Origin of the sequence: Rhodanobacter panaciterrae (assembly GCF_014651895.1) — a bacterium.
In the GTDB taxonomy this organism is placed as follows: Bacteria; Pseudomonadota; Gammaproteobacteria; order Xanthomonadales; family Rhodanobacteraceae; genus Rhodanobacter; species Rhodanobacter panaciterrae.
Genome location: NZ_BMXT01000001.1, coordinates 1201981 through 1222155 on the forward strand (window position 1 = coordinate 1201981; position 20175 = coordinate 1222155).

General features: G+C 62.8%; 18 protein-coding genes, 1 other RNA gene and 1 riboswitch. Of the genes, 14 read left to right on the top strand and 5 right to left on the bottom strand.

The window, feature by feature from the left end; genetic code table 11:
• The first annotated feature begins 26 nt into the window (after positions 1-26).
• Positions 27-381: a transfer-messenger RNA gene (gene ssrA / locus IE071_RS05615) on the top strand.
• 62 nt (positions 382-443) lie between these two features.
• Here the strand turns inward: ssrA and smpB are convergent.
• Entirely contained in the window at positions 444-935 is a 492-nt protein-coding gene (smpB, locus tag IE071_RS05620) for an SsrA-binding protein SmpB (RefSeq protein ID WP_077517912.1), read from the bottom strand.
• An 83-nt stretch (positions 936-1018) separates the two neighbouring features.
• On the opposite strand from smpB, the gene IE071_RS05625 reads away from it, so the two are divergent.
• Both IE071_RS05625 and IE071_RS05630 read left to right on the top strand, forming a co-directional pair.
• The gene (locus IE071_RS05625; protein ID WP_189440122.1) at positions 1019-1450 is read left to right on the top strand and encodes a type II toxin-antitoxin system RatA family toxin; all 432 of its coding nucleotides are present in this window, start codon (positions 1019-1021) and stop codon (positions 1448-1450) included.
• Positions 1443-1721, top strand: a complete 279-nt coding sequence (locus IE071_RS05630) for an RnfH family protein (protein ID WP_189440123.1) — start codon at positions 1443-1445, stop codon at positions 1719-1721. Before IE071_RS05625 ends, IE071_RS05630 begins: the two co-directional genes overlap by 8 nt.
• A 44-nt stretch (positions 1722-1765) precedes the next feature.
• On the opposite strand, the gene IE071_RS05635 is transcribed toward IE071_RS05630, so the two are convergent.
• Entirely contained in the window at positions 1766-2224 is a 459-nt protein-coding gene (locus IE071_RS05635) for an outer membrane protein assembly factor BamE (RefSeq protein WP_189440124.1), read from the bottom strand.
• A 75-nt stretch (positions 2225-2299) separates the two neighbouring features.
• On the opposite strand from IE071_RS05635, the gene fur reads away from it, so the two are divergent.
• On the top strand, positions 2300-2722 hold the full coding sequence (gene fur / locus IE071_RS05640) for a ferric iron uptake transcriptional regulator (RefSeq protein ID WP_189440125.1): 423 nt from the start codon (positions 2300-2302) through the stop codon (positions 2720-2722).
• 324 nt (positions 2723-3046) lie between these two features.
• On the opposite strand, the gene IE071_RS05645 is transcribed toward fur, so the two are convergent.
• Complete coding sequence (locus IE071_RS05645) at positions 3047-4645, bottom strand: MASE1 domain-containing sensor histidine kinase (protein ID WP_189440919.1); 1599 nt, start codon at positions 4643-4645, stop codon at positions 3047-3049.
• 95 nt (positions 4646-4740) lie between these two features.
• On the opposite strand from IE071_RS05645, the gene IE071_RS05650 reads away from it, so the two are divergent.
• Positions 4741-5376 (top strand): response regulator transcription factor, encoded by a 636-nt coding sequence (locus IE071_RS05650; RefSeq protein ID WP_189440126.1) that lies wholly within the window; start codon positions 4741-4743, stop codon positions 5374-5376.
• Positions 5377-5385: 9 nt separating this feature from the next.
• On the opposite strand, the gene recN is transcribed toward IE071_RS05650, so the two are convergent.
• A complete protein-coding gene (gene recN / locus IE071_RS05655; RefSeq protein ID WP_189440127.1) occupies positions 5386-7059 on the bottom strand; it encodes a DNA repair protein RecN in 1674 nt (557 codons plus the stop codon).
• A 138-nt stretch (positions 7060-7197) separates the two neighbouring features.
• Between recN and hrcA the strand changes: the two genes are divergently transcribed.
• The 6 genes from hrcA (at position 7198) to IE071_RS05685 (ending at position 14343) form a co-directional block, all read left to right on the top strand.
• Positions 7198-8259 carry a heat-inducible transcriptional repressor HrcA gene (hrcA, locus tag IE071_RS05660; protein ID WP_189440128.1) on the top strand — a complete coding sequence of 354 codons (1062 nt, stop codon included), beginning with the start codon at positions 7198-7200 and terminating at the stop codon, positions 8257-8259.
• A gap of 79 nt (positions 8260-8338) precedes the next feature.
• Positions 8339-8872 (top strand): nucleotide exchange factor GrpE, encoded by a 534-nt coding sequence (gene grpE, locus IE071_RS05665; protein WP_189440129.1) that lies wholly within the window; start codon positions 8339-8341, stop codon positions 8870-8872.
• A 150-nt stretch (positions 8873-9022) separates the two neighbouring features.
• Positions 9023-10942, top strand: coding sequence for a molecular chaperone DnaK (gene dnaK, locus IE071_RS05670; RefSeq protein ID WP_189440130.1), 1920 nt, complete (start codon positions 9023-9025; stop codon positions 10940-10942).
• A gap of 134 nt (positions 10943-11076) precedes the next feature.
• On the top strand, positions 11077-12204 hold the full coding sequence (gene dnaJ / locus IE071_RS05675; RefSeq protein WP_189440131.1) for a molecular chaperone DnaJ: 1128 nt from the start codon (positions 11077-11079) through the stop codon (positions 12202-12204).
• 56 nt (positions 12205-12260) lie between these two features.
• Positions 12261-13061: a 4-hydroxy-tetrahydrodipicolinate reductase gene (gene dapB, locus IE071_RS05680; protein ID WP_189440132.1), complete on the top strand. Its 801-nt coding sequence runs from the start codon at positions 12261-12263 to the stop codon at positions 13059-13061.
• A gap of 56 nt (positions 13062-13117) precedes the next feature.
• Positions 13118-13242, top strand: a riboswitch (yybP-ykoY riboswitch).
• A 93-nt stretch (positions 13243-13335) separates the two neighbouring features.
• Positions 13336-14343, top strand: coding sequence for a sodium:calcium antiporter (locus tag IE071_RS05685; RefSeq protein WP_189440133.1), 1008 nt, complete (start codon positions 13336-13338; stop codon positions 14341-14343).
• 15 nt (positions 14344-14358) lie between these two features.
• Here IE071_RS05685 and IE071_RS05690 read toward each other — a convergent pair whose 3' ends face one another.
• The gene (locus tag IE071_RS05690) at positions 14359-15054 is read right to left on the bottom strand and encodes a 2OG-Fe(II) oxygenase (protein ID WP_189440134.1); all 696 of its coding nucleotides are present in this window, start codon (positions 15052-15054) and stop codon (positions 14359-14361) included.
• Positions 15055-15266: 212 nt separating this feature from the next.
• Here IE071_RS05690 and carA point away from each other — a divergent pair, with 212 nt between their 5' ends.
• The 3 genes from carA to greA are packed head-to-tail and all read left to right on the top strand — an operon-like array spanning position 15267 to position 20096.
• Positions 15267-16394, top strand: a complete 1128-nt coding sequence (gene carA, locus IE071_RS05695) for a glutamine-hydrolyzing carbamoyl-phosphate synthase small subunit (protein WP_189440135.1) — start codon at positions 15267-15269, stop codon at positions 16392-16394.
• Between the two features lies 1 nt (position 16395).
• Entirely contained in the window at positions 16396-19623 is a 3228-nt protein-coding gene (gene carB, locus IE071_RS05700) for a carbamoyl-phosphate synthase large subunit (RefSeq protein WP_189440136.1), read from the top strand.
• Entirely contained in the window at positions 19620-20096 is a 477-nt protein-coding gene (gene greA / locus IE071_RS05705; protein WP_189440137.1) for a transcription elongation factor GreA, read from the top strand. The genes carB and greA overlap by 4 nt, the downstream gene beginning before the upstream one ends.
• The last annotated feature ends 79 nt before the right edge of the window (positions 20097-20175 follow it).

Sequence of the window (20175 nt, forward strand, 5' to 3'; positions counted from 1 at the left end):
ACTGGCGAGGTCGTATCGTTTTCCCCGGGGGTGTCCTGGCTTCGACGGGGGTAGTGAGATGACTTGGTGCATGCCGAGGGGGCAGCTTTCCTCGTTAATCCAGCAGCAAACTTCTAGTTGCCAACGACGACAACTACGCTCTCGCCGCTTAAGGCGTAAGCCCCGAACCCACTTGTGCTCATGCTCGTCGGTGTAGGGTCATTATCATGAGATCGCCGAACGCTGCCGCCTGGCGGTTCTAGGTCAAATCAATCAGGCTGGTTCCGCGGTGCGTTTTGCCCACCGTACTTGTCGCGGAACGAGATCGAACGGCGAGCTAAGCATGTAGATCCGGGCATTTAACGCCTTCGGACGCGGGTTCGACTCCCGCCACCTCCACCAATAAACAAAAAGCCCTTGATGACCATCAAGGGCTTTTTTGTTGAGCGCTGCCTAGTGTGGATTCAGGCACTGCGATTGTGCGAGCGCATGGTGCGCTGCTTCTCGATCTGCCAGTCGCGCTGCTTCTCGGTGTCGCGTTTGTCGTGTTCCTGCTTGCCGCGGGCGAGGCCGATCTCGACTTTCACCTTGTTGCCTTTCCAGTACATCGCGGTGGGCACCAAGGTGTAGCCCTTGCGCTCGACGGCGCCGACCAGCTGGTCGATTTCCTTGCGATGCAGCAGCAGTTTGCGGGTGCGCCGATCTTCGGCGATGACGTGGGTGGAAGCGCTGATCAGTGGCGGGATGGAGGTGCCGATCAGGAAGATCTCGTTCTTCAGGACGACCGCGTAGCTGTCGCCGAAGTTGATCCGGCCGGCGCGCAGCGCCTTCAGCTCCCAGCCCTGCAGGGCGACGCCAGCCTCGAAACGCTGGTCGATGTGGTACTCGAAACGGGAGCGTTTATTGAGCGCGATGGTGCCGCCGCCCTTGTTGTCTTTGTCCTTCGCCTTGGCCATGTCCGTTAAACTCGGGCCTTGTTGCCCTGATGCCGATTCCGCCGCATACCGGGCCAAACCAAGCGTGATGTGAAGAGGTTGCCGTGATCGAAATCCGTCGCAGTGCACTGGTGAAGTATTCGCCGATGCAGATGTTCGACCTGGTCAATGAAGTTGAAGCATACCCAAAGCGTTTCCCCTGGTGTGCCGGTGCCGAAGTGCTTGAGCGTCAGACTGATGTGCTGGTGGCACGGCTGGATCTCAAGTTTGCCGGGTTCCACCAGAGTTTCACCACGCGCAATTCGGTCGATCCGCCCAGGCGTCTGCAGATGAGTCTGGTCGATGGCCCGTGCCGCAGCCTCGAAGGTGTGTGGGATTTCATCGCTCTGGGTGATGCTGGTTGCAAAGTCGCGTTTGCGCTGGATTTCGATTATGCGGGGCGGCTCGGCGGGAGTGCGTTGAAGCTTGGCTTCCAAGGATTGGCTGGGCGCATGGTCGACGATTTCTGTCGAGAAGCCGAGCGTGTCTATGGCTGAGCGCACGATCACGGCAGAGGTGGTTTATGCGGCTACCGGACAGCACATCCTGCGCCGGGTCGAGCTGGCCGAAGGCAGTACGGTAGAGCAGGCGATCGACGCTTCAGGAATAGCCGGGATGCTCCCGGATGGTGCGATTGACGCGCGCCACCTTGGCGTATTCGCGCGCAAGGTGACGCCGGATCAGGTCGTGCAGAACGGTGATCGGATCGAGATCTACCGGCCGCTCATGCTCGATCCGATGGAGGCGCGCCGGCGACGTGCCCGTTGAGTCGGGATCGGGCAGGTCAAGCCCAGCCCGATCCGTAACGGCGATCAATGGCCGTTGTTGTTGCCCTGACCGAAGCCGCCATTGTCTTTGTTGTCGTTCGGAGACTGGCTCTTGTCACCTTCGGTCTCGTTGACAGGGTAGCCGGCGTTGTACTTCTTGCTTTCCTTGACCAGTTGCTGGGCATCCTGTGCGAAGAAATCGCCCTCGGTACGCACCAGTGTGTCGTTGTTGAAGGTCAGCTTGAATGTACGCACCTTGATCGGGCCGCCACGATGCGAAAAGGTGGATACGTAATCCCAGCGGCTCTGGTCGAACGGCGTGCTGACCGATGGCGTGCCCATCAGCACCAGGACCTGATGCTTGGTCATGCCGGGTTTGAGCTGATCCACCACTTTTTTATCGAGCAGATTGCCTTGCTGCACGTCGGGTGTGTAGACGATATGGCAGCCAGCCAAGGAGAGCGCCAGCATGGCGAAAACCAGCAGGGTGATCAGCTTTTGCATGCGTGTTGCGTCCGGATCGTAAAGGTGTCGGATGATACACTACCGGCTTGGATACGCCGTGTGCGGAGAGTGGATATGGAACAGGAAACCAAAGAGCTGCGCCGGGTTGGCCTCAAGGTGACCCATCCGCGCATGCGCATCCTGCAAATCTTCGACGAGGAAGGGGTACAGCACCTCACGGCCGAAGACGTCTACAAGAAACTGCTTGCCCACCAGGAAGATATCGGCCTGGCAACGGTGTATCGCGTGCTGACCCAGTTCGAGGCGGCAGGCATCATCGTCAAGCACAATTTCGAAGGCGGCCAGGCTGTCTACGAACTTGATCGCGGCAAACATCACGACCACATGATTGATGTGGACAGCGGGAAAGTGATTGAGTTCGTCAGCGAGGAGATCGAGCGCCTGCAGCACGAGATCGCCGCACGGCATGGCTATGTGATCGAGGATCACAGCTTGGTGCTGTATGTGCGACCGAAGCACCATCCACGCAAAAGCTGAGTAAGTTCAAGAGCGGCAATACCGGTATTGCCGCTTCGGCTTGGTGTGACGTCTTGAGTGTGGCGTCGAACGGCGCGCATAAAAAAGCCGCGAGGAGGACTCCTGTCCGCCCGCGGCTGCTCCCCTACCTGTCCCAGTCGGCGTGCGCGATAGACTCGCGATAGCCTGCACTTGTCGCCAGGTAGCGGCGAAACGGCATCCTGCCGTTGTTTCAGAGCCCCCGTCCCCACGGTGACTCTGATCCGCCATCTTGCGATGGCGGCTCCCCCACATCGATGGATTGATCGTAACGAGCCCTTCACGTTTCCGGTATCGGAAAAATTCCTAGGTCTGCCGGCGGTTGTCTGCGGGTGTGTTGTTGCTCCGCAGCAAAATCCGCAGATGTACGCCGGCATGTTCGGGGCGCAGGCGGAACTGACCGCCAAGCGAGGTCACCCGGTCGCGCATGCCTTGCAGGCCGCGGCCACCACGGGGCAGTCGGCTGGGCAGGCCGGCCCCGTCATCGCGCAGGTCGAGTACCGCCAGCGCGATACCCTGACGCTCGCCGATACGCAGGCGCAGTCTGAATTCGCTGGCCTGCGCATGCTTGACGGCGTTGGTCGCACTTTCCTGTACCAGTCGATAAATCGCGGTGCGCGTGTCGTCGTCGAGCAGGCGCGGGTCACCGTGCAGTTCGGTGTGGTACGTCATGCCGGCGGTGTTCAACAGGTCACGGATCGGGCCTTCGTCGAGCGCGCGCAGCAGGCCGAACTCGTCGAGCACAGCCGGACGCAGGTCATCCAGCAGGCGGTGCAGGGCGCGTCGCATGTGCGCCAGGATGGTATTGATCGAGGTGCTGATGTCCTCCATGCCGGCCTGGTGCAAGCGCGCCTGGGCCAGCTTCACGTGGGTCTGGATTGCGGTGATGTTCTGACCCAGTTCGTCGTGCAGTTCGGCAGCCAGGTGCCGGCGCTGGTTTTCGTCCGCTTGCAGATTGCCGCGGGCGGCATCGCGCAATTGATGGGCAAGCTGGTCGAGTCGACGATTGACTGCACCCAGATAGACGTTCTGTTCGGCGACCCGCTCGCTGCTTCGGCGCAAGGCATCGGTAGCCGAACCCAGCATCAAGGCACCGGTGCCGGCGACAGCCAGAAACAGATACGCCGCCGCGGTCGACGGGGCGTGGCCAAGATGTTGATCGACCAGGGTCATGCCGAGACTGGTGATGAGCATCGCCAGGCTGGCGCCGCGCCAGCCGTGGCGAAACGCAAAGAAGAGTACCGGTGCCAGTGATAGCACACGGGCAAACTGCGGTTGCGGCGCAGCGTGTTCGGACAACACCAGCAGAATCGTCATCGAGGGCAACATCACCAGCAGACCATCCATGACCAGGCTGACCAAGGCGCGCTGGTCGAGTCCGTTGCGCAGCAGCATGATCATCAATGGCACGATCAGCAGGATGCCTAGGTAGTGGCTGAGCAATTCCTCGCCGAGTACGCGCAGCATCAGTTCCGGTGAATTGGGTGAATGGATAATGGCCAGCAGGGCAGCGTCCACCGCCGTAGTGGCCGTGACTACCAGCACCACGGAAAGCAGTAATCGGGTCACTTCCTGCGGACTGTGAAGGCTGGCGTGCAAGTTGAACTGCCGCAGCAGCCATAGGCTGGCTGCCATCACCAACGGCTCGGGCAATTCACCGATGACGAAACCGGTCCAACCCAGTGGCAGGCCATGGGCCATGCTGATGCTGGCGGTAGCAGCCAGTTCCGCGCCGAGCAGCCAGCCCCAGTGGCGCATTGGCGTGAGCAGCAAGGCGCCGAAGCGCAAGCCATACGGCAACATCCAGAACGGTTGCACGGTCGGCCACAGCAGCAGCCATAGCAACAGGTAGCCGGCGCCCAGCAATGGGCCGGAGTTGGGCAGATGAAATGATTTCAGGCGCATGTATGGATGGTACATGTGCGATCCGCATCGATGCGCCAGCACGATTGTTGACGACGGACGCGCATAAGGTCTGGATCCATGTGTAAAGTAGCGGGATGTACAGCATTGTTCTGGTCGATGACCACGCCATCGTTCGTGAGGGCTTCAAGCGGCTGATCGAGATGGAGCCGGATCTTGACGTCGTGGCCGAATGCCGCAGTGCGGATGATGCGGTGGAGGCGGTGGGTCACTGGCGTCCCGATCTGGTGGCGCTGGATTTGTCCCTGCCTGACGGCAGTGGTCTGCCGTTGATCGAGCACCTGCTCAGCGTGGCCGCCGAGACACGTATCGTGGTGCTGAGCATGCATGACGGCGAGCCGTATGTGTCCGAGGCTCTGCGTCGTGGCGCCAGCGGCTATGTCACCAAGGGCGTGGCACCGGAAGAGCTGGTGGCTGGCCTGCGCGCGGTGATGCAGGGCGAATGCTTCCTGAGTTCGGATCTGCGTCAGCGCCGTGCCGACCGGCCGAACGCGGCGCTTGACCCGATCAACCGTCTTACCGCGCGCGAGCGTGAGGTATTCCTGCTGCTGGCGGGCGGACGTGCACCCAAGCAGGTGGCAGGGGAATTGGGGATTGGTCAGAAAACCGTCTACATCCATCGCGCCAGCCTGATGGGCAAACTGGGCGCGGGTTCGGAACTGGATCTGTATCGGATGGCGACCGAACGCGGGCTGTTGCCACCGAACAGTTGATCCGGTGGCTCAGGCGGTCTGCGCCCGCTCCAGCATCTGCTTGGCATGCGCCCGCGTTTCACGAGTGATTTCGACGCCACCAAGCATGCGTGCCAGCTCATCACGACGGCCACCGTCATCGAGTTTCTCGATTTGCGTGCGGGTGGAGTCGCCGTCGCTGTGCTTGCTGACGCGCAGGTGCGCGTGGCCTTGGGCGGCGACCTGTGGCAGATGGGTGACGCACAGCACCTGGCGCTGGGTCCCGAGCGCGCGCAGTTTCTGTCCGACCACTTCGGCCACGGCGCCGCCAATGCCGCTGTCGACCTCGTCGAAAATCATGCTGCCGACGGTGTCCTTGCCCAAAGTGGCGACTTCGATCGCCAGGCTGATGCGTGCCAGTTCGCCGCCGGAGGCCACCTTGCGCAAGGGTCGTGGCGGTTGGCCGGGATTGGCGCTGACCAGCAGGTCGCAGCGTTCCTGACCCTGCGGGTCGGGCTCTTCGCCAGCGACGGCTTCCAGTTCGATGCGCAACAGGCCACCTGCCATGCCCAGTTCGGTCATCAGTACGCTGACTTCCTTGCTGAGCCGGGTTGCCGCCGTCGTGCGTGCTTGACTCAGTTGAGCTGCCGCACGCGTGTAATCGTGCTGCAGTTGCTGGCGCTGTGCAGCCAGTTGTTCCAGCGCATCGCCGGCACCTTCGAGTTCAGCCAGTTCGGTACGCAACGCGGCGAGCTTGTCGTGCAGTTCGGCCACTGGCAGACGATGTCGACGCGACAGCTCGTGCAGGCGAGACAGATGGCTGTCGACTTCCGTGTAACGTTCCGGATCGAGGTCGACGTCCTGCGCGTAGCGGCCGAGGCCATCGGCGGCTTCGCCGAGTTCGATGCTGGCGTTGTCGAGCAGTTCCAGCAGCGGAGCCAGCTTGTCGTCGAGCGCGGCCAGTTTGCCGAGTTCAGCGTGGGCGCGTCCGAGTGCACGGCGCAACGCGAATTCACTCTCGCCATCCAGCAGTTCGACCACGCCGGCGCTGCCTTCGGCCAATCGGCCGGCGTTGGCGAGGCGTCGGTGGCTTGCCTCGAGCTCGCCCATTTCGGCGGCCGGCAATGCCCATTTTTCCAATTCACCCAGTTCGTGGCGCAGCAGCTCGATGCGTTGATCGCGGTCCTCGCCACCGCTGAGCTTGCGTATGCGTGCACCGAGTTCGCGCCATTGCAACGCGCCGTCGCGTACTTGCGCCAGCAGGCCATCGTGGCCGGCATAGGCATCCAGCAGGGCCAATTGGTGCGAGCGTGACAGCAGCGCCTGATGCTCGTGCTGGCCATGAATCTCGACCAGCAGCGAAGCGAGTTCGCCGAGCTGGCGCGCGTTGGCAGGGCGGCCGTTGATCCAGGCCTTGGAGCTGCCTTCGGCACGGATGACCCGACGCAGCTGGCAGCCACCGTCTTCGTCCAGTTCCTCGCGCTGCAGCCAGTCGCGAGCCTCCGGTAGTTCGGCCAGATCGAACTCCGCGGCCAGTTCGGCGCGATCGCTGCCGGCGCGTACCATGCCGCTGTCGGCACGAGCACCGGCCAGCAACATCAGTGCGTCGACCAGCAGCGATTTGCCTGCGCCGGTTTCACCGCTGACCACAGTGAGGCCGGGACCGAACGCGATCTCGGCAGCCTCGACGACAGCAAATTGACGGACGTAGAGCGAAGTGAGCATGGGCAGGCAGATGATGGAATGGAGGGATTGTAGCGGCAGCCCGGCGGCGCAAAACACCGCCTCCACTTGCAAGCTGCGCGCGCAGACCTTATTTCTGTCGGGTCTCAAGGACTGCTACACCATGGATCACCTCAGCGCATGATCAACCCGCATGGCCACGATCTCGATGCCCGCGCGCGACGCCTGTTGCGCACGTTGATCGCCCAGTACCTGGTCGATGGCGAGCCGGTTGGCTCACGCACGCTGTCGCGTTCGTCCGGGCTGGATGTGAGTCCAGCGACGATCCGCAACATCATGGCCGACCTCGAAGACGCCGGTCTGGTCGCTTCGCCGCACACCTCGGCGGGCCGCGTGCCGACGCCGCGCGGACTGCGCCTGTTCGTCGACAGTCTGATCGAACTGCAGCCCTTGCCGCATGCCGAGATGGCGCGCCTGCAGCGGGAACTGCCGCCGGGGCCGACCACGACACGCGACCTGCTTGGCAATGTCTCGACCTTGCTGTCGGCGATGACCCACTTTGCCGGTGTGGTCACGGTGCCGCGCCAGGTCGACTTCCCGCTGCTGCATATCGATTTCGTACCGCTGCCGGATGCGCGGGTGCTGGTGATCCTGGTATTCACCGACAACCAGGTGCAGAACCGCATCGTCCAATTGGCCAAGCCACTGCATAGCGGCGAGCTGGAACAGGCCGCGAATTACCTCAACAGCCAGTTTGCCGGCCTGCGCGTGGACGACATCCGCATGCATCTGCTGGCCGAATTGCGCGAAACCGGCAGCGAGCTCAACCGGTTGCTGGCCAGCACGGTGGAGCTGGCCACCGCTTCATTCGCACCACAAGCCGGTGGCAGCGACGTACTGGTCAGCGGTCAGACCAACCTGATGGCGTATTCGGAACTGTCCGACCTGCCGCGCCTGCGCGAATTGTTCGAGGCGTTCCAGCAGAAGAATGAGTTGTTGCAGCTGATGGAAGTCTGCGCCAAGGCGCCTGGCGTGCGCCTGTTCATCGGCGAGGAATCCGGCTTCACCGCGCTCGATGGCTGCAGCGTGGTCACCGCCAGTTACGGTGCCCAAGGGCGCGTGCTGGGTGCGGTCGGGGTGATCGGGCCGACCCGGATGGCGTACGAGCGAGTGATTCCGGTGGTGCAGGCCACCGCCGGATTGCTCAGCGACGCCTTGAATCGCGCCGCCACGACCCTATAACCGCTGCGGGAGGCGGGACTTCTCGCAAATCTGGAGGGTCGGCATGCGTGCCGGCCATGACAATCGTTTGGAGTAATGCATGCAGAACAACGATCCGCAGTCGCACGGCGAGGCCTTCGAGCAGAGTGCGGCAGACGCAGCGGCGGCGGCTGACCTCGCGGCGCTGCAGGCCCGTGTGGCCGAGCTGGAAGCCAGCAATGCCGAGTTGCTCGAAACCGTGCTGCGCGAAAAGGCCGAGCTGGAGAATCAGCGTCGTCGCCTGCATCGCGACCTGGAACAGGCCCGCCGTTTCGCCAATGAAAAGCTGCTGAACGAGTTGCTGCCGGTCTACGACGGGCTGGAGAGTGGTTTGGCGGTCGAGGGCGGTGACCTTGCCTCGATGCGCGAAGGCATCAATCTGACCCTGAAGGCGCTGTTGAAGGTGGCCGAGAACCACGGCATGGCGCAGGTCGATCCGCTGGGCCAGCCGCTTGATCCGGAACGCCACCACGCAGTGAGCATGGTCGAGGCGCCGGGGCAGGCACCGGGCACCGTGGTCAGCGTGCTGCAGAAAGGTTATGTGCTGAACGATCGTCTGTTGCGCCCGGCGCTGGTCGCGGTGGCGAAAGACTGACCGGTCCACTTGCCGGCGCCCGCCTGAATGGCGCGCCGGCGAAATAACGAAATCGCATTCGGGGCCTTGCCGGCATTGAATCGCCAGAGCAGACCCCCATCTGGAAACCATCGCGGCCGCGGGGGCCGCAAGCAAATTTGGAGAGTACACATGGGCAAGATCATCGGTATCGACCTGGGCACCACCAACTCCTGCGTATCCGTCATGGACGGCAGCACCACCAAGGTCATCGAAAATTCGGAAGGCGATCGCACCACGCCGTCCATCGTCGCCTTCAACAAGGACGGCGAAGTGCTGGTGGGCGCTTCGGCCAAGCGCCAGAGCGTGACCAACCCGAAGAACACCTTCTATGCGGTGAAGCGCCTGATCGGCCGCAAGTTCACCGACGCCGAAGTGCAGAAAGACCTGCACATCGTCCCGTACAAGATTGTCGCGCATGACAATGGCGACGCCTGGGTCGAGACCTCCGACGGCAAGAAGATGGCGCCGCAGGAGATCGCCGCGAAGGTGCTGATGAAGATGAAGAAGACCGCCGAGGATTATCTTGGCGAGACGATCACCGAAGCGGTGATCACTGTGCCGGCTTACTTCAACGACAGCCAGCGCCAGGCGACCAAGGACGCCGGCAAGATTGCCGGCCTCGACGTCAAGCGCATCATCAACGAGCCGACCGCGGCCGCGCTGGCCTATGGCATGGACAAGAAGGGCGGTGATCGCAAGATCGCGGTGTACGACCTGGGTGGCGGCACGTTTGACGTGTCGATCATCGAGATCGCCGAAGTCGACGGCGAGAAGCAGTTCGAAGTGCTGGCGACGAACGGCGATACGTTCCTCGGCGGCGAAGATTTCGACATGCGCGTCATCGACTACCTCGTCGACGAATTCAACAAGGAGCAGGGCATCGACCTGCGCAAGGATCCGCTGGCGCTGCAGCGTCTGAAGGATGCCGCCGAGCGCGCCAAGATCGAGCTGTCCTCGAACCATCAGACCGACGTGAACCTGCCGTACGTGACGGCGGACGCCTCCGGTCCGAAGCATCTCAATATCAAGCTGACCCGCGCCAAGCTCGAAGCATTGGTGGAAGAGCTGATCAAGCGCACCATCGAGCCGTGCCGCACGGCGCTGAATGACGCCGGCCTGCGCGTGTCCGACATCGACGACGTGATCCTGGTCGGTGGCCAGACCCGCATGCCCAAGGTGCAGGAGTCGGTGAAGGACTTCTTCGGCAAGGAGCCGCGCAAGGACGTCAACCCGGACGAAGCCGTCGCTGTCGGCGCGGCCATCCAGGGCGGTGTGCTGGGCGGTTCGGTCAAGGACGTGCTGCTGCTGGACGTCACCCCGCTGTCGCTCGGCATCGAGACGATGGGCGGCGTGATGACCAAGCTCATCGAGAAGAACACCACGGTGCCGACCAAGGCAGCACAGACGTTCTCGACCGCCGACGACAACCAGACCGCGGTAACCGTGCACGTGCTGCAGGGCGAGCGCGAGCGCGCCAGCGCGAACAAGTCGCTGGGCAAGTTCGACCTGTCCGGCATCGACGCGGCACCGCGCGGTCAGCCGCAGATCGAAGTGACCTTCGACATCGACGCGAACGGCATCCTGCACGTGTCGGCCAAAGACAAGAAGACCGGCAAGGAACAGAAGATCGAGATCAAGGCGGGTTCCGGCCTGTCCGAGGACGAGATCGCACGGATGGTGGCCGACGCCGAGGCGAACAAGGAAGAGGACAAGAAGTTCCACGAACTGGTCGCCACCCGCAACAAGGCCGATCAGCTGGTGCACGCCACCCGCAGCGCGCTGAAGGAACATGGCGGCAAGGTGCCGGCCGATCAGCTCTCCGCGATCGAGGGTGCGTTGTCCGATCTGGAAAAGGTCAAGGATGGCGAGGACAAGGCTGCGATCGAGTCCAAGGTCGAGAAGCTGGAGCAGGTCGCGCAGGCACTGTATGCAGCGGCGCAGGGTGGTCCAGCCGATGCCGGTGCGCAGTCCGCGCCGGGCGGCGGCTCGGCCCAGCCGGACGACGTGGTCGATGCCGAGTTCACCGAAGTGAAGGACGACAAGAAGTAATCGGCAGCGTTATTTGTATGGTCGATTCGGCAGCCCGCGCCCGGAATTCCAGGCGTGGGCTGTTTGTTGAGAGAATGCAGGACATGGAACGACCAGTTCCGTGCAGGGGAGCGACAAGCAGTGTGGATAGGTGAATGAGCAAGCGTGATTACTACGAAGTGCTGGGCGTCGAGCGCAGCGTCACCGAGGTCGAGCTGAAGAAATCCTTCCGCCGGCTGGCGATGAAGTTCCACCCGGATCGCTGCCCGGATGATCCGCACGCGCAGGAGAAATTCAAGGAGGCCAAGGAAGCCTACGAAGTGCTGTCCGATGCGCAGAAGCGCGCGATGTACGACCAGCACGGCCATGCCGCGTTCGAGCACGGCATGGGTGGCCGCGGCGGTGCCGGGTTCGGCGATGTGGGCGACATTTTCGGCGACATTTTCGGCGACATCTTTGGTCGCAACGGCGGTGGTCGAGGCCGTCCGCGCCGTGGCGCCGACCTGCGCTACATCATGGAGCTGGATCTGGAGGAGGCCGTGTTCGGCGTCAGCCGGCAGATCGAGGTGCCGAGCCAAGTCAACTGCCATCACTGCAACGGCAGTGGCTCCGAGGACGGCAAGGTCAGCAAGTGTAAGACCTGCCACGGCCATGGCCAGGTGCGCATGCAGAACGGCATCTTCTCGATCCAGCAGGCTTGCCCGCATTGCGGTGGTACCGGCCAGGCGATCGAGAAGCCATGCAAGAAGTGCCATGGCGAGGGCCGCATCGAGGAGACCCGCACGTTGTCGGTGCAGATTCCCGAGGGTGTCGACAACGGCGACCGCATCAGACTGACCGGGCAGGGCGAGGCTGGCCCATCCGGTACCCCGGCGGGCGACCTGTACGTGGAAGTGCATGTGCGTGAACACGCGATCTTCCAGCGCGAAGGCAACGATCTTTATTGCGAGCTGCCGATCCGCTTCTCGCAGGCCGCGCTGGGTGCCGAGCTGCCGGTGCCGACGCTGGAAGGTGAAGTGCCGATCAGCATTCCGCCCGAGACGCAGACCGGCACCCAGTTCCGCCTGCGTGGTCGTGGCGTCAAGTCAGTGCGAAGCAGCCGCCACGGCGATCTGATCTGCCGCGTGGTGGTGGAAACGCCAGTGCGACTGACCAAGCAGCAGCGTGAATTGCTGGAATCGTTGGAGGCCACGTTCGACAGCAACGATGCCGGCAAGCACACGCCGCGCGCGAAGGGCTGGGTCGATGGCGTGAAGCAGTTCTGGTCGAAAGTCACCGCGTGATGCAACGGCACACGCGGTAGCATGTGCCGACCGACGGTTTTGACTGGAATGTGCCGATGACCCGACCCGTTCGCCTCGCCATCAGTGGCGCCTCCGGCCGCATGGGCCGCGCGTTGCTGAGCCTGCTCGGCGATGACGCGCGCTTTGAGCTGGTGCATGCGGTAGTGGCGCCGGGTTCGGCCCATGCAGGCCAACCGGTGTTTGCCGGTGATGCGGACTCATTGCGTTACGCGGATGACTGGACGCAGGCGCCGGCACTCGATGTCGTCATCGACTTCAGTGGCCCGGCTGGCCTGGCTTTGTCGCTCGATCATTGCGTGGCGCATGGCATAGCACTGGTGAGTGGCACTACCGGCATTGACGCTGCGCTGGAAGCGCGACTTGCTGATGCCGGCAACAGCATCGCGATTCTGCGAGCAGCGAATTTCAGCCTCGGCGTTGCGGTACTGACACGGCTGTTGCGTGAGGCTGCTGCGGCGCTGCCGGGTTGGGATCTCGAAATCGTCGAGGCACATCACGGCCGCAAACAGGACGCCCCGTCCGGTACGGCGCTGGCACTTGGCCACGCCGCTGCAGCCGCACGTCACACCACACTGGAAGCGGCGGCGGTGTACAGCCGCGAAGGCCAGACCGGCGCACGCACCGACGGCAGCATCGGTTTCGCCGTGGTGCGTGGCGGCGATATCGTCGGCGAGCACATCGCCATGCTGATCGGACAGGGCGAGCGGCTGGAGTTGGGGCATCGCGCCACCGACCGCTCGATTTTCGCGCGTGGCGCCTTGCAGGCAGCGTATTGGCTGGCTGGTCATGAGCGTGGGCATTGGCAGCTTGACGACGTGATCACCGCGCCGCGCTGAGTCGCTTCCCACCGGGGTCTCGGCTTGTAACGCATCGCTGCGGCCGTTAGCATCCGCACGTTGTCATTGGGGAGTAGCCAGCCTCGTCCCCAGAGGCGTTCGCATCAACACACTTGGTCGCGGTTGTTTCCGGCGCCATGGTGCGAACAGCAGCCGTCGCCGTCAGGTGGCGATCCTGCCCGGCGAGACCTTTGGCCATCGACATGCTTACCCGACCGGGCGAGCGGTGTCGTTGAGCCATCGGTTATTCCGCCCGCCCGGTCCAGGTAATCCCATGTTGCTTACCCTGTGTCTGTTTCTCGGTTCCGCCGGCGCGATCTATCTCGCCTGCGAATACTTCGTCAACGGCGTCGAATGGTTCGGGCAAAAGCTCAAGCTGGGTGCGACAGCGACCGGTACGGTGCTGGCGGCGTTCGGGACGGCGTTGCCGGAAAGCGCGGTGACTTTCGTCGCGGTGATGTTCGGCAAGACTCCCGAAGCGCGCGATATCGGTGTGGGTGCGGCGATGGGTGGCCCGCTGGTACTGGCCACGATTGCCTATGCGGTGGTCGGCGTGGCGATGTGGAGCAATCGCCATCGGCTGAAGCGGGCTGACCGGATCATCCGGGTCAATCATCGGCGACTGGCGCGCGATCAATCGTGGTTCCTTGCGATCTTTGTGATCAAGGTCGGCTTGGGGTTGGTCGTGTTTGCGTTCAAGCCGCTGTTGGGCGTGCTGTTTCTTGCCGCCTATGCCGTGTATGTGTGGCGCGAAATGCGCAGCGACGACAGTGCCCCGGAAGACGAGACGCTCGAGCCGTTGAAGTTTCGCCCGAGCCAGGCCGATCCGGCCATGCGTTGGGTGGTGCTGCAGACTATGGCTGCGCTGGTGGTGATTGCGGCTGCGTCGCGGGTGTTCGTCAGCCAGCTCGAAGTCATCGGCGTCGCACTTTCGCTACCGCCGCATCTGGTCGCGTTGCTGCTGAGTCCGGTGGCTACCGAACTGCCGGAAGTCCTTAATGCATTGATCTGGGTGCGTCAGGGCAAGGAGCGCCTGGCGCTGGCGAACATTTCCGGTTCGATGATGATCCAGGCCACGATTCCCAGCTCGTTGGCGATATTCGCCACGCCATGGCTGTTCGACACGCCGCTGATCGTGGCCGGTGTGCTGACTGCGATCGCCATTGTGTACCTATGGTGGTTGTTCCACCGTGGTCGGGTCGATGCGCGCTGGCTGTTGCCGGTCGGCCTGCTGTACGGCGTGTTTGCCGCGTTTGTGGCGTGGCACTTTGCCGGCAGATGAGCCGAGTGAGTCGGCTCAGTCAGGGTGCGAGGCGTTGCGGTCGCGCCCCGCGCCCAGCTTGGTGTCGAGGCTGCCGAACAGTTTCTTGAACGCGCGCGAGAACTTGCCGCGCTTGGTCTTGCGCAGCTTTTCTTCTTCGCTGGTAAGCCAAGCGACCTGGATCACTCGACGCTCGCCTTCATAGGGCAGGTGGCCGTGAAAGGAATTTTCGCAGCGCTTGAATACGGCAAACTCGCCATACAACGGGGCCAGTTCGGGCGCCACGATGCTGTCGATATCGTCGATCTTGTGCAGAAAGCGCAGGCAGCCGTCGCTGGTGTCGGGCCATTGCGTGTTGAGATAGAGCAGTGCCGTGGCCACCTTCGACTTGCTGTCGGTATGGATGGTGCCGTGGCGTTTGTTGAGCAGCCGGCACAGCGTCACCAGGGTCGGATACTGGCCGAGGTTGTCGATGCCCAGCCGCTTGCCGACGGCGCTGGCAAAGGCTGGCGTCGTCATGTTTTCGATCAACGCATTGACGGACGGGCCGCAGTCGCTCGGGTCGTACGGAAAGAAGCCGGCACTGGCATAGCGTGGGAAATCGCGATCCAGGTCGCTGCGCACTTCGTCCGGCAGCTGGCCATGCGCCACCATGAACGGGAAGGGCTCGTGCTGCACCGTGGTATCCGGGCGATCAAGTCGGGCGGGATCGAGCAGGACGGCGGCGCTCATGGACATTCAACTCCATTGAAATGGGGCTTAGTGTAGCGCCGACCGATTGGCCGTGATGGGTGCAAAAGCGCATGATTCAGGCTGCGTAAGGTGGACAGAAACGTCGCCGCCGCCTATCATTTCCACCCGCCCTGATCCTTTCCTTTCCAAGCTCCACAAGCCAGCAATCCTGCGGCTTGCGGACTTTGCTGCATCTAAAAGGCGGTTACCGTATGCCTACTCCTGCTCTGCTGGCCCTCGAAGATGGCAGCGTGTTTCATGGTCATGCCGTCGGCGCGACCGGTGAAACCGTTGGCGAGGTGGTCTTCAATACCGCGATGACCGGTTACCAGGAGATCCTCACCGATCCCTCGTACTCGCGTCAGATCGTCACGCTGACCTATCCCCATATCGGCAATACCGGCGTCAATGCCGAAGATGTCGAATCCACCGCCGTGCATGCTGCCGGCCTGATTGTGCGCGACGTGCCGCGCCGGGCCAGCAACTGGCGCAGCAACGAAAGCCTGCCCGATTACCTGAAGCGCCACGGCACCGTCGCCATTGCCGGTATCGATACCCGCCGGCTGACCCGCATCCTGCGCGACAAGGGCGCGCTGGCCGGCTGCATCATGGCCGGCGAGCAGGTCGACGCCGAGACCGCGCTGGCGAAAGCGCGTGCCTTCCCCGGCTTGAACGGAATGGATCTGGCCAAGGTGGTCAGCACCACCAAGCCCTATGTGTGGAAGCAGGGCGTGTATGACCTGGACAGCACGACGTTCAATCAGCCGACGATGCGCTTCAAAGTAGTGGCCTACGACTTCGGCACCAAGCTCAACATCCTGCGCCTGCTGGCCGAACAGGGCTGCGAGGTCACCGTGGTGCCGGCGCAGACACCTGCTGCCGAGGTGCTGGCGATGAAGCCGGATGGTGTGTTCCTGTCCAATGGGCCGGGTGATCCGGCCGCTTGCGACTACGCGATCACCGCCACCCGCGAGCTACTTGACGCGAAGATCCCGCTGTTCGGCATCTGCCTCGGCCATCAGCTGATGGGTCTGGCGCTGGGCGCGAAGACGCTGAAGATGAAATTCGGCCATCACGGCGCGAACCATCCGGTGAAGGATCACGATGACGGCCGCGTGCTGATCACCTCGCAGAACCACGGCTTTGCGGTCGACCCGGCCACGCTGCCGGCGAATGTGCGGGTGACCCACAGCTCGCTGTTTGATGGCTCGCTGCAGGGCTTCGCGCTGACCGACCGTCCGGCGTTCTGCTTCCAGGGTCACCCGGAAGCCAGTCCCGGCCCGCTCGACATCGGCTACCTGTTCAAACGTTTTGCCGCACTGATGCAGGAGGCCCGCTGAGATGGCCAAGCGTACCGATATCAAGAGCATCCTCATCATCGGCGCTGGTCCGATCGTCATCGGCCAGGCCTGCGAGTTTGATTACTCCGGCGCGCAGGCCTGCAAGGCGCTGAAGGAAGAGGGCTACCGGGTGATCCTGGTGAACTCCAACCCCGCCACCATCATGACCGACCCGGAGACCGCCGACGCGGTCTACATCGAGCCGATCAACTGGCAGACGGTGGAGCGCATCATCGCGAAGGAGCGCCCGGACGCGGTGTTGCCGACGATGGGTGGCCAGACCGGCCTGAACTGTGCGCTGGATCTGGCTGATAACGGCGTGCTGGAGAAATACAACGTCGAATTGATCGGTGCCTCGCGCGAAGCGATCCGCATGGCCGAGGACCGTGAGTTGTTCCGCGTGGCGATGGCCGAGATTGGGCTGGATTGCCCCAAAGCTGAGGTCGTGCGCACGTTCGAACAGGCGCTGGTGACCCAGGCCAAGGTCGGTTTCCCGACCGTCATCCGCCCAAGCTTCACGCTTGGCGGTTCTGGTGGCGGCATCGCGTACAACAAGGAAGAGTTCGAGGAGATCGTCAAGCGCGGTCTGGAACTCTCGCCGGTGGGTGAAGTGCTGGTCGAGGAATCCGTGCTCGGCTGGAAAGAATTCGAGATGGAAGTGGTCCGCGACACCGCAGACAACTGCATCATCGTCTGCTCGATCGAGAACCTCGATCCGATGGGCGTGCACACCGGCGACTCAATCACGGTGGCGCCGGCACAGACGCTCACCGACAAGGAATATCAGCGCCTGCGCGATGCCTCAATCGCCGTGCTGCGCAAGATCGGCGTGGATACCGGTGGATCGAACGTGCAGTTCGGCATCAATGCCGAGAATGGCCGTGTCGTCGTCATCGAAATGAATCCACGCGTGTCGCGTTCGTCCGCACTGGCGTCAAAGGCGACTGGGTTCCCGATCGCCAAAATCGCCGCCAAGCTGGCCGTCGGTTACACGCTGGACGAACTGAAGAACGACATCACGGGTGGTCTGACTCCGGCGTCGTTCGAGCCGTCGATCGACTACGTAGTCACCAAGATTCCGCGTTTTGCGTTCGAGAAATTCCCGGCTGCCGATGCCCGCCTCACCACCCAGATGAAATCGGTGGGCGAGGTGATGGCGATTGGCCGCAGCTTCCATGAGTCGTTGCAGAAGGCACTGCGCGGCCTGGAGATCGGCAAGACCGGCCTCAACCCGACCGGCCTGGACATCAGTACCGAGGATGGCCTTGCGGTGCTCAAGCGCGAGCTGCGTGAGCCACGCCCGGACCGGGTTTTCCATCTGGCCGATGCATTCCGCGCTGGCATGTCGCTGGAAGAAGTGCATGGCCTGAGCCGGGTCGATCCGTGGTTCCTCGCCGCGTTCGAGGACATCGTGCTGACTGAGGCGGAGGTCGTGGCGCAAGGCATCACGGCACTCGACGAGCCGCGCATGCGCGAACTCAAGCGGCTTGGTTTCGCCGATGCACGGGTGGCCGAACTGCTCAGCACCGACGAGGCTGCGGTACGCCATCTGCGCCACACGCTCGGTGTGCGTCCGGTCTACAAGCGGGTGGATTCCTGCGCGGCCGAGTTCGCCACCAGCACGGCTTACATGTATTCGACCTATGAGGAAGAGTGCGAAGCGAACCCAACTGATCGCAACAAGATCATCGTGCTCGGCGGTGGTCCGAACCGCATCGGCCAGGGTATCGAGTTCGACTACTGCTGCGTGCACGCCTCGCTGGCGCTGCGCGAAGACGGTTACGAGACCATCATGGTCAACTGCAATCCGGAAACCGTCTCGACCGATTACGACACCTCCGATCGACTGTACTTCGAACCGCTGACGCTGGAGGACGTGCTGGAAATCGTCCATCTGGAAAAGCCGAAGGGCGTGATCGTGCAGTACGGCGGACAGACCCCGCTGAAGCTGGCACGGGCGCTGGAAGCGGCGGGCGTGCCGATCATCGGCACCAGCCCAGACAGCATCGATCTGGCTGAAGATCGCGAGCGCTTCCAGCAGATGATCGAGAAGATCGGTCTGAAACAGCCGCCGAACCGTACCGCGCGGAATGCCGATGAAGCGTTAGCGCTGGCCCGCGAGATTGGTTATCCGCTGGTGGTGCGGCCGAGTTACGTGCTCGGCGGCCGTGCGATGGAAGTGGTGCATGACGACGCCGATCTGTCGCGCTATATCCGCGATGCGGTGAAGGTTTCCAATGATTCGCCGGTGCTGCTCGATCGCTTCCTCGATCATGCGGTCGAGGTCGATGTGGACGTGATCGCCGATATGGGCGGCAACGTGTTGATCGGCGGCATCATGGAGCACATCGAAGAGGCTGGCGTGCACTCGGGCGATTCGTCGTGCTCATTGCCGCCGTATTCGCTGACACCGCAGATCCAGGACGAAATGCGCCGCCAGGTCACGGCCATGGCGAAGGAGCTGAAAGTCATCGGCCTGATGAATACGCAGTTCGCGATCCAGGGCGATACCGTGTTCATCCTGGAAGTGAACCCGCGCGCCTCGCGCACGGTGCCGTTCGTGTCCAAGGCCACCGGCGTGCCGCTGGCCAAGATCGCTGCCCGCGTGATGGCCGGTCGTTCGCTGGCCAGCCTAGGTGCGACGCGCGAAGTGATTCCCGCGTACTACTCGGTGAAGGAGGCGATCTTCCCGTTCCTGAAATTCCAGAACGTCGATCCAATCCTCGGTCCTGAGATGCGTTCGACTGGCGAGGTGATGGGCGTAGGGCGCAGCTTCGGCGCTGCGTTTGCGCGTGGTCATGAGGCGGCCGGGATCAGGCCGCCGACGGTGGGCAAGGCGTTCCTGTCCGTGCGTGACAGCGACAAGGATCGCCTGCTGCCGGTAGCGCGTGAAATCATTGCGCGTGGTTTCAACCTGGTGGCGACTTCCGGTACCGCCAGCTATCTGGCTGAGCACGGTGTGGTCTGCGAGCGCATCAACAAGGTGCTCGAAGGTCGGCCGCATATCGTCGACCTGATCAAGAACGGCGAGATCGTCTATATCGTGAACACCACTGAGGGCAAGCAGGCGATCGCCGACTCGTTCTCGATCCGGCGCGAGGCATTGCAGCACCGCGTCACCTATTCCACTACCGTGGCAGGCGCGCGCGCGCTCGTGCATTCGCTGGATTTCCGCGGCGATGGCGAGGTGCACAGCCTGCAGGAGCTGCACAAGGAGTTGAGCGCATGAGTCGTGCTCCCATCACCAAGGCCGGTTCGGAGCGTCTTCGCGCCGAACTGGAGAGGCTGAAGTCGATCGATCGTCCGCGCATCATCGCGGCGATCGCCGAGGCGCGTGCGCACGGCGACCTCAAGGAAAACGCCGAATACCACGCTGCGCGCGAATTGCAGAGCTTCACCGAAGGTCGCATTGCTCAGCTGGAGGCGTTGCTGTCGACAGCTGAGGTGATCGATGTCACCCAGCTCAATCCCGGCAACCGGGTGGTATTTGGCGCCATTGTCGATCTGGAAGACGAGGACAGCGGGACGGCGGTGACCTACCAGATCGTTGGCGATCTGGAGGCGGACATCAAGCAACGATGGATTGCGGTTTCTTCACCGATTGCGCGTGCGCTGATCGGCAAGAGTGTAGGTGACAGCTTCGAGTTCACCGCGCCGAATGGCGTCAAACATTACGAAATCACTGGTGTGCGCTATTCCTGAAAGTGCGTGTTGAAGGTATGTGCGGAACGGCTGGCCGCTGAGATGCGGCCGGCCTGGTAACCAGCTGGCGGCGTGGCCG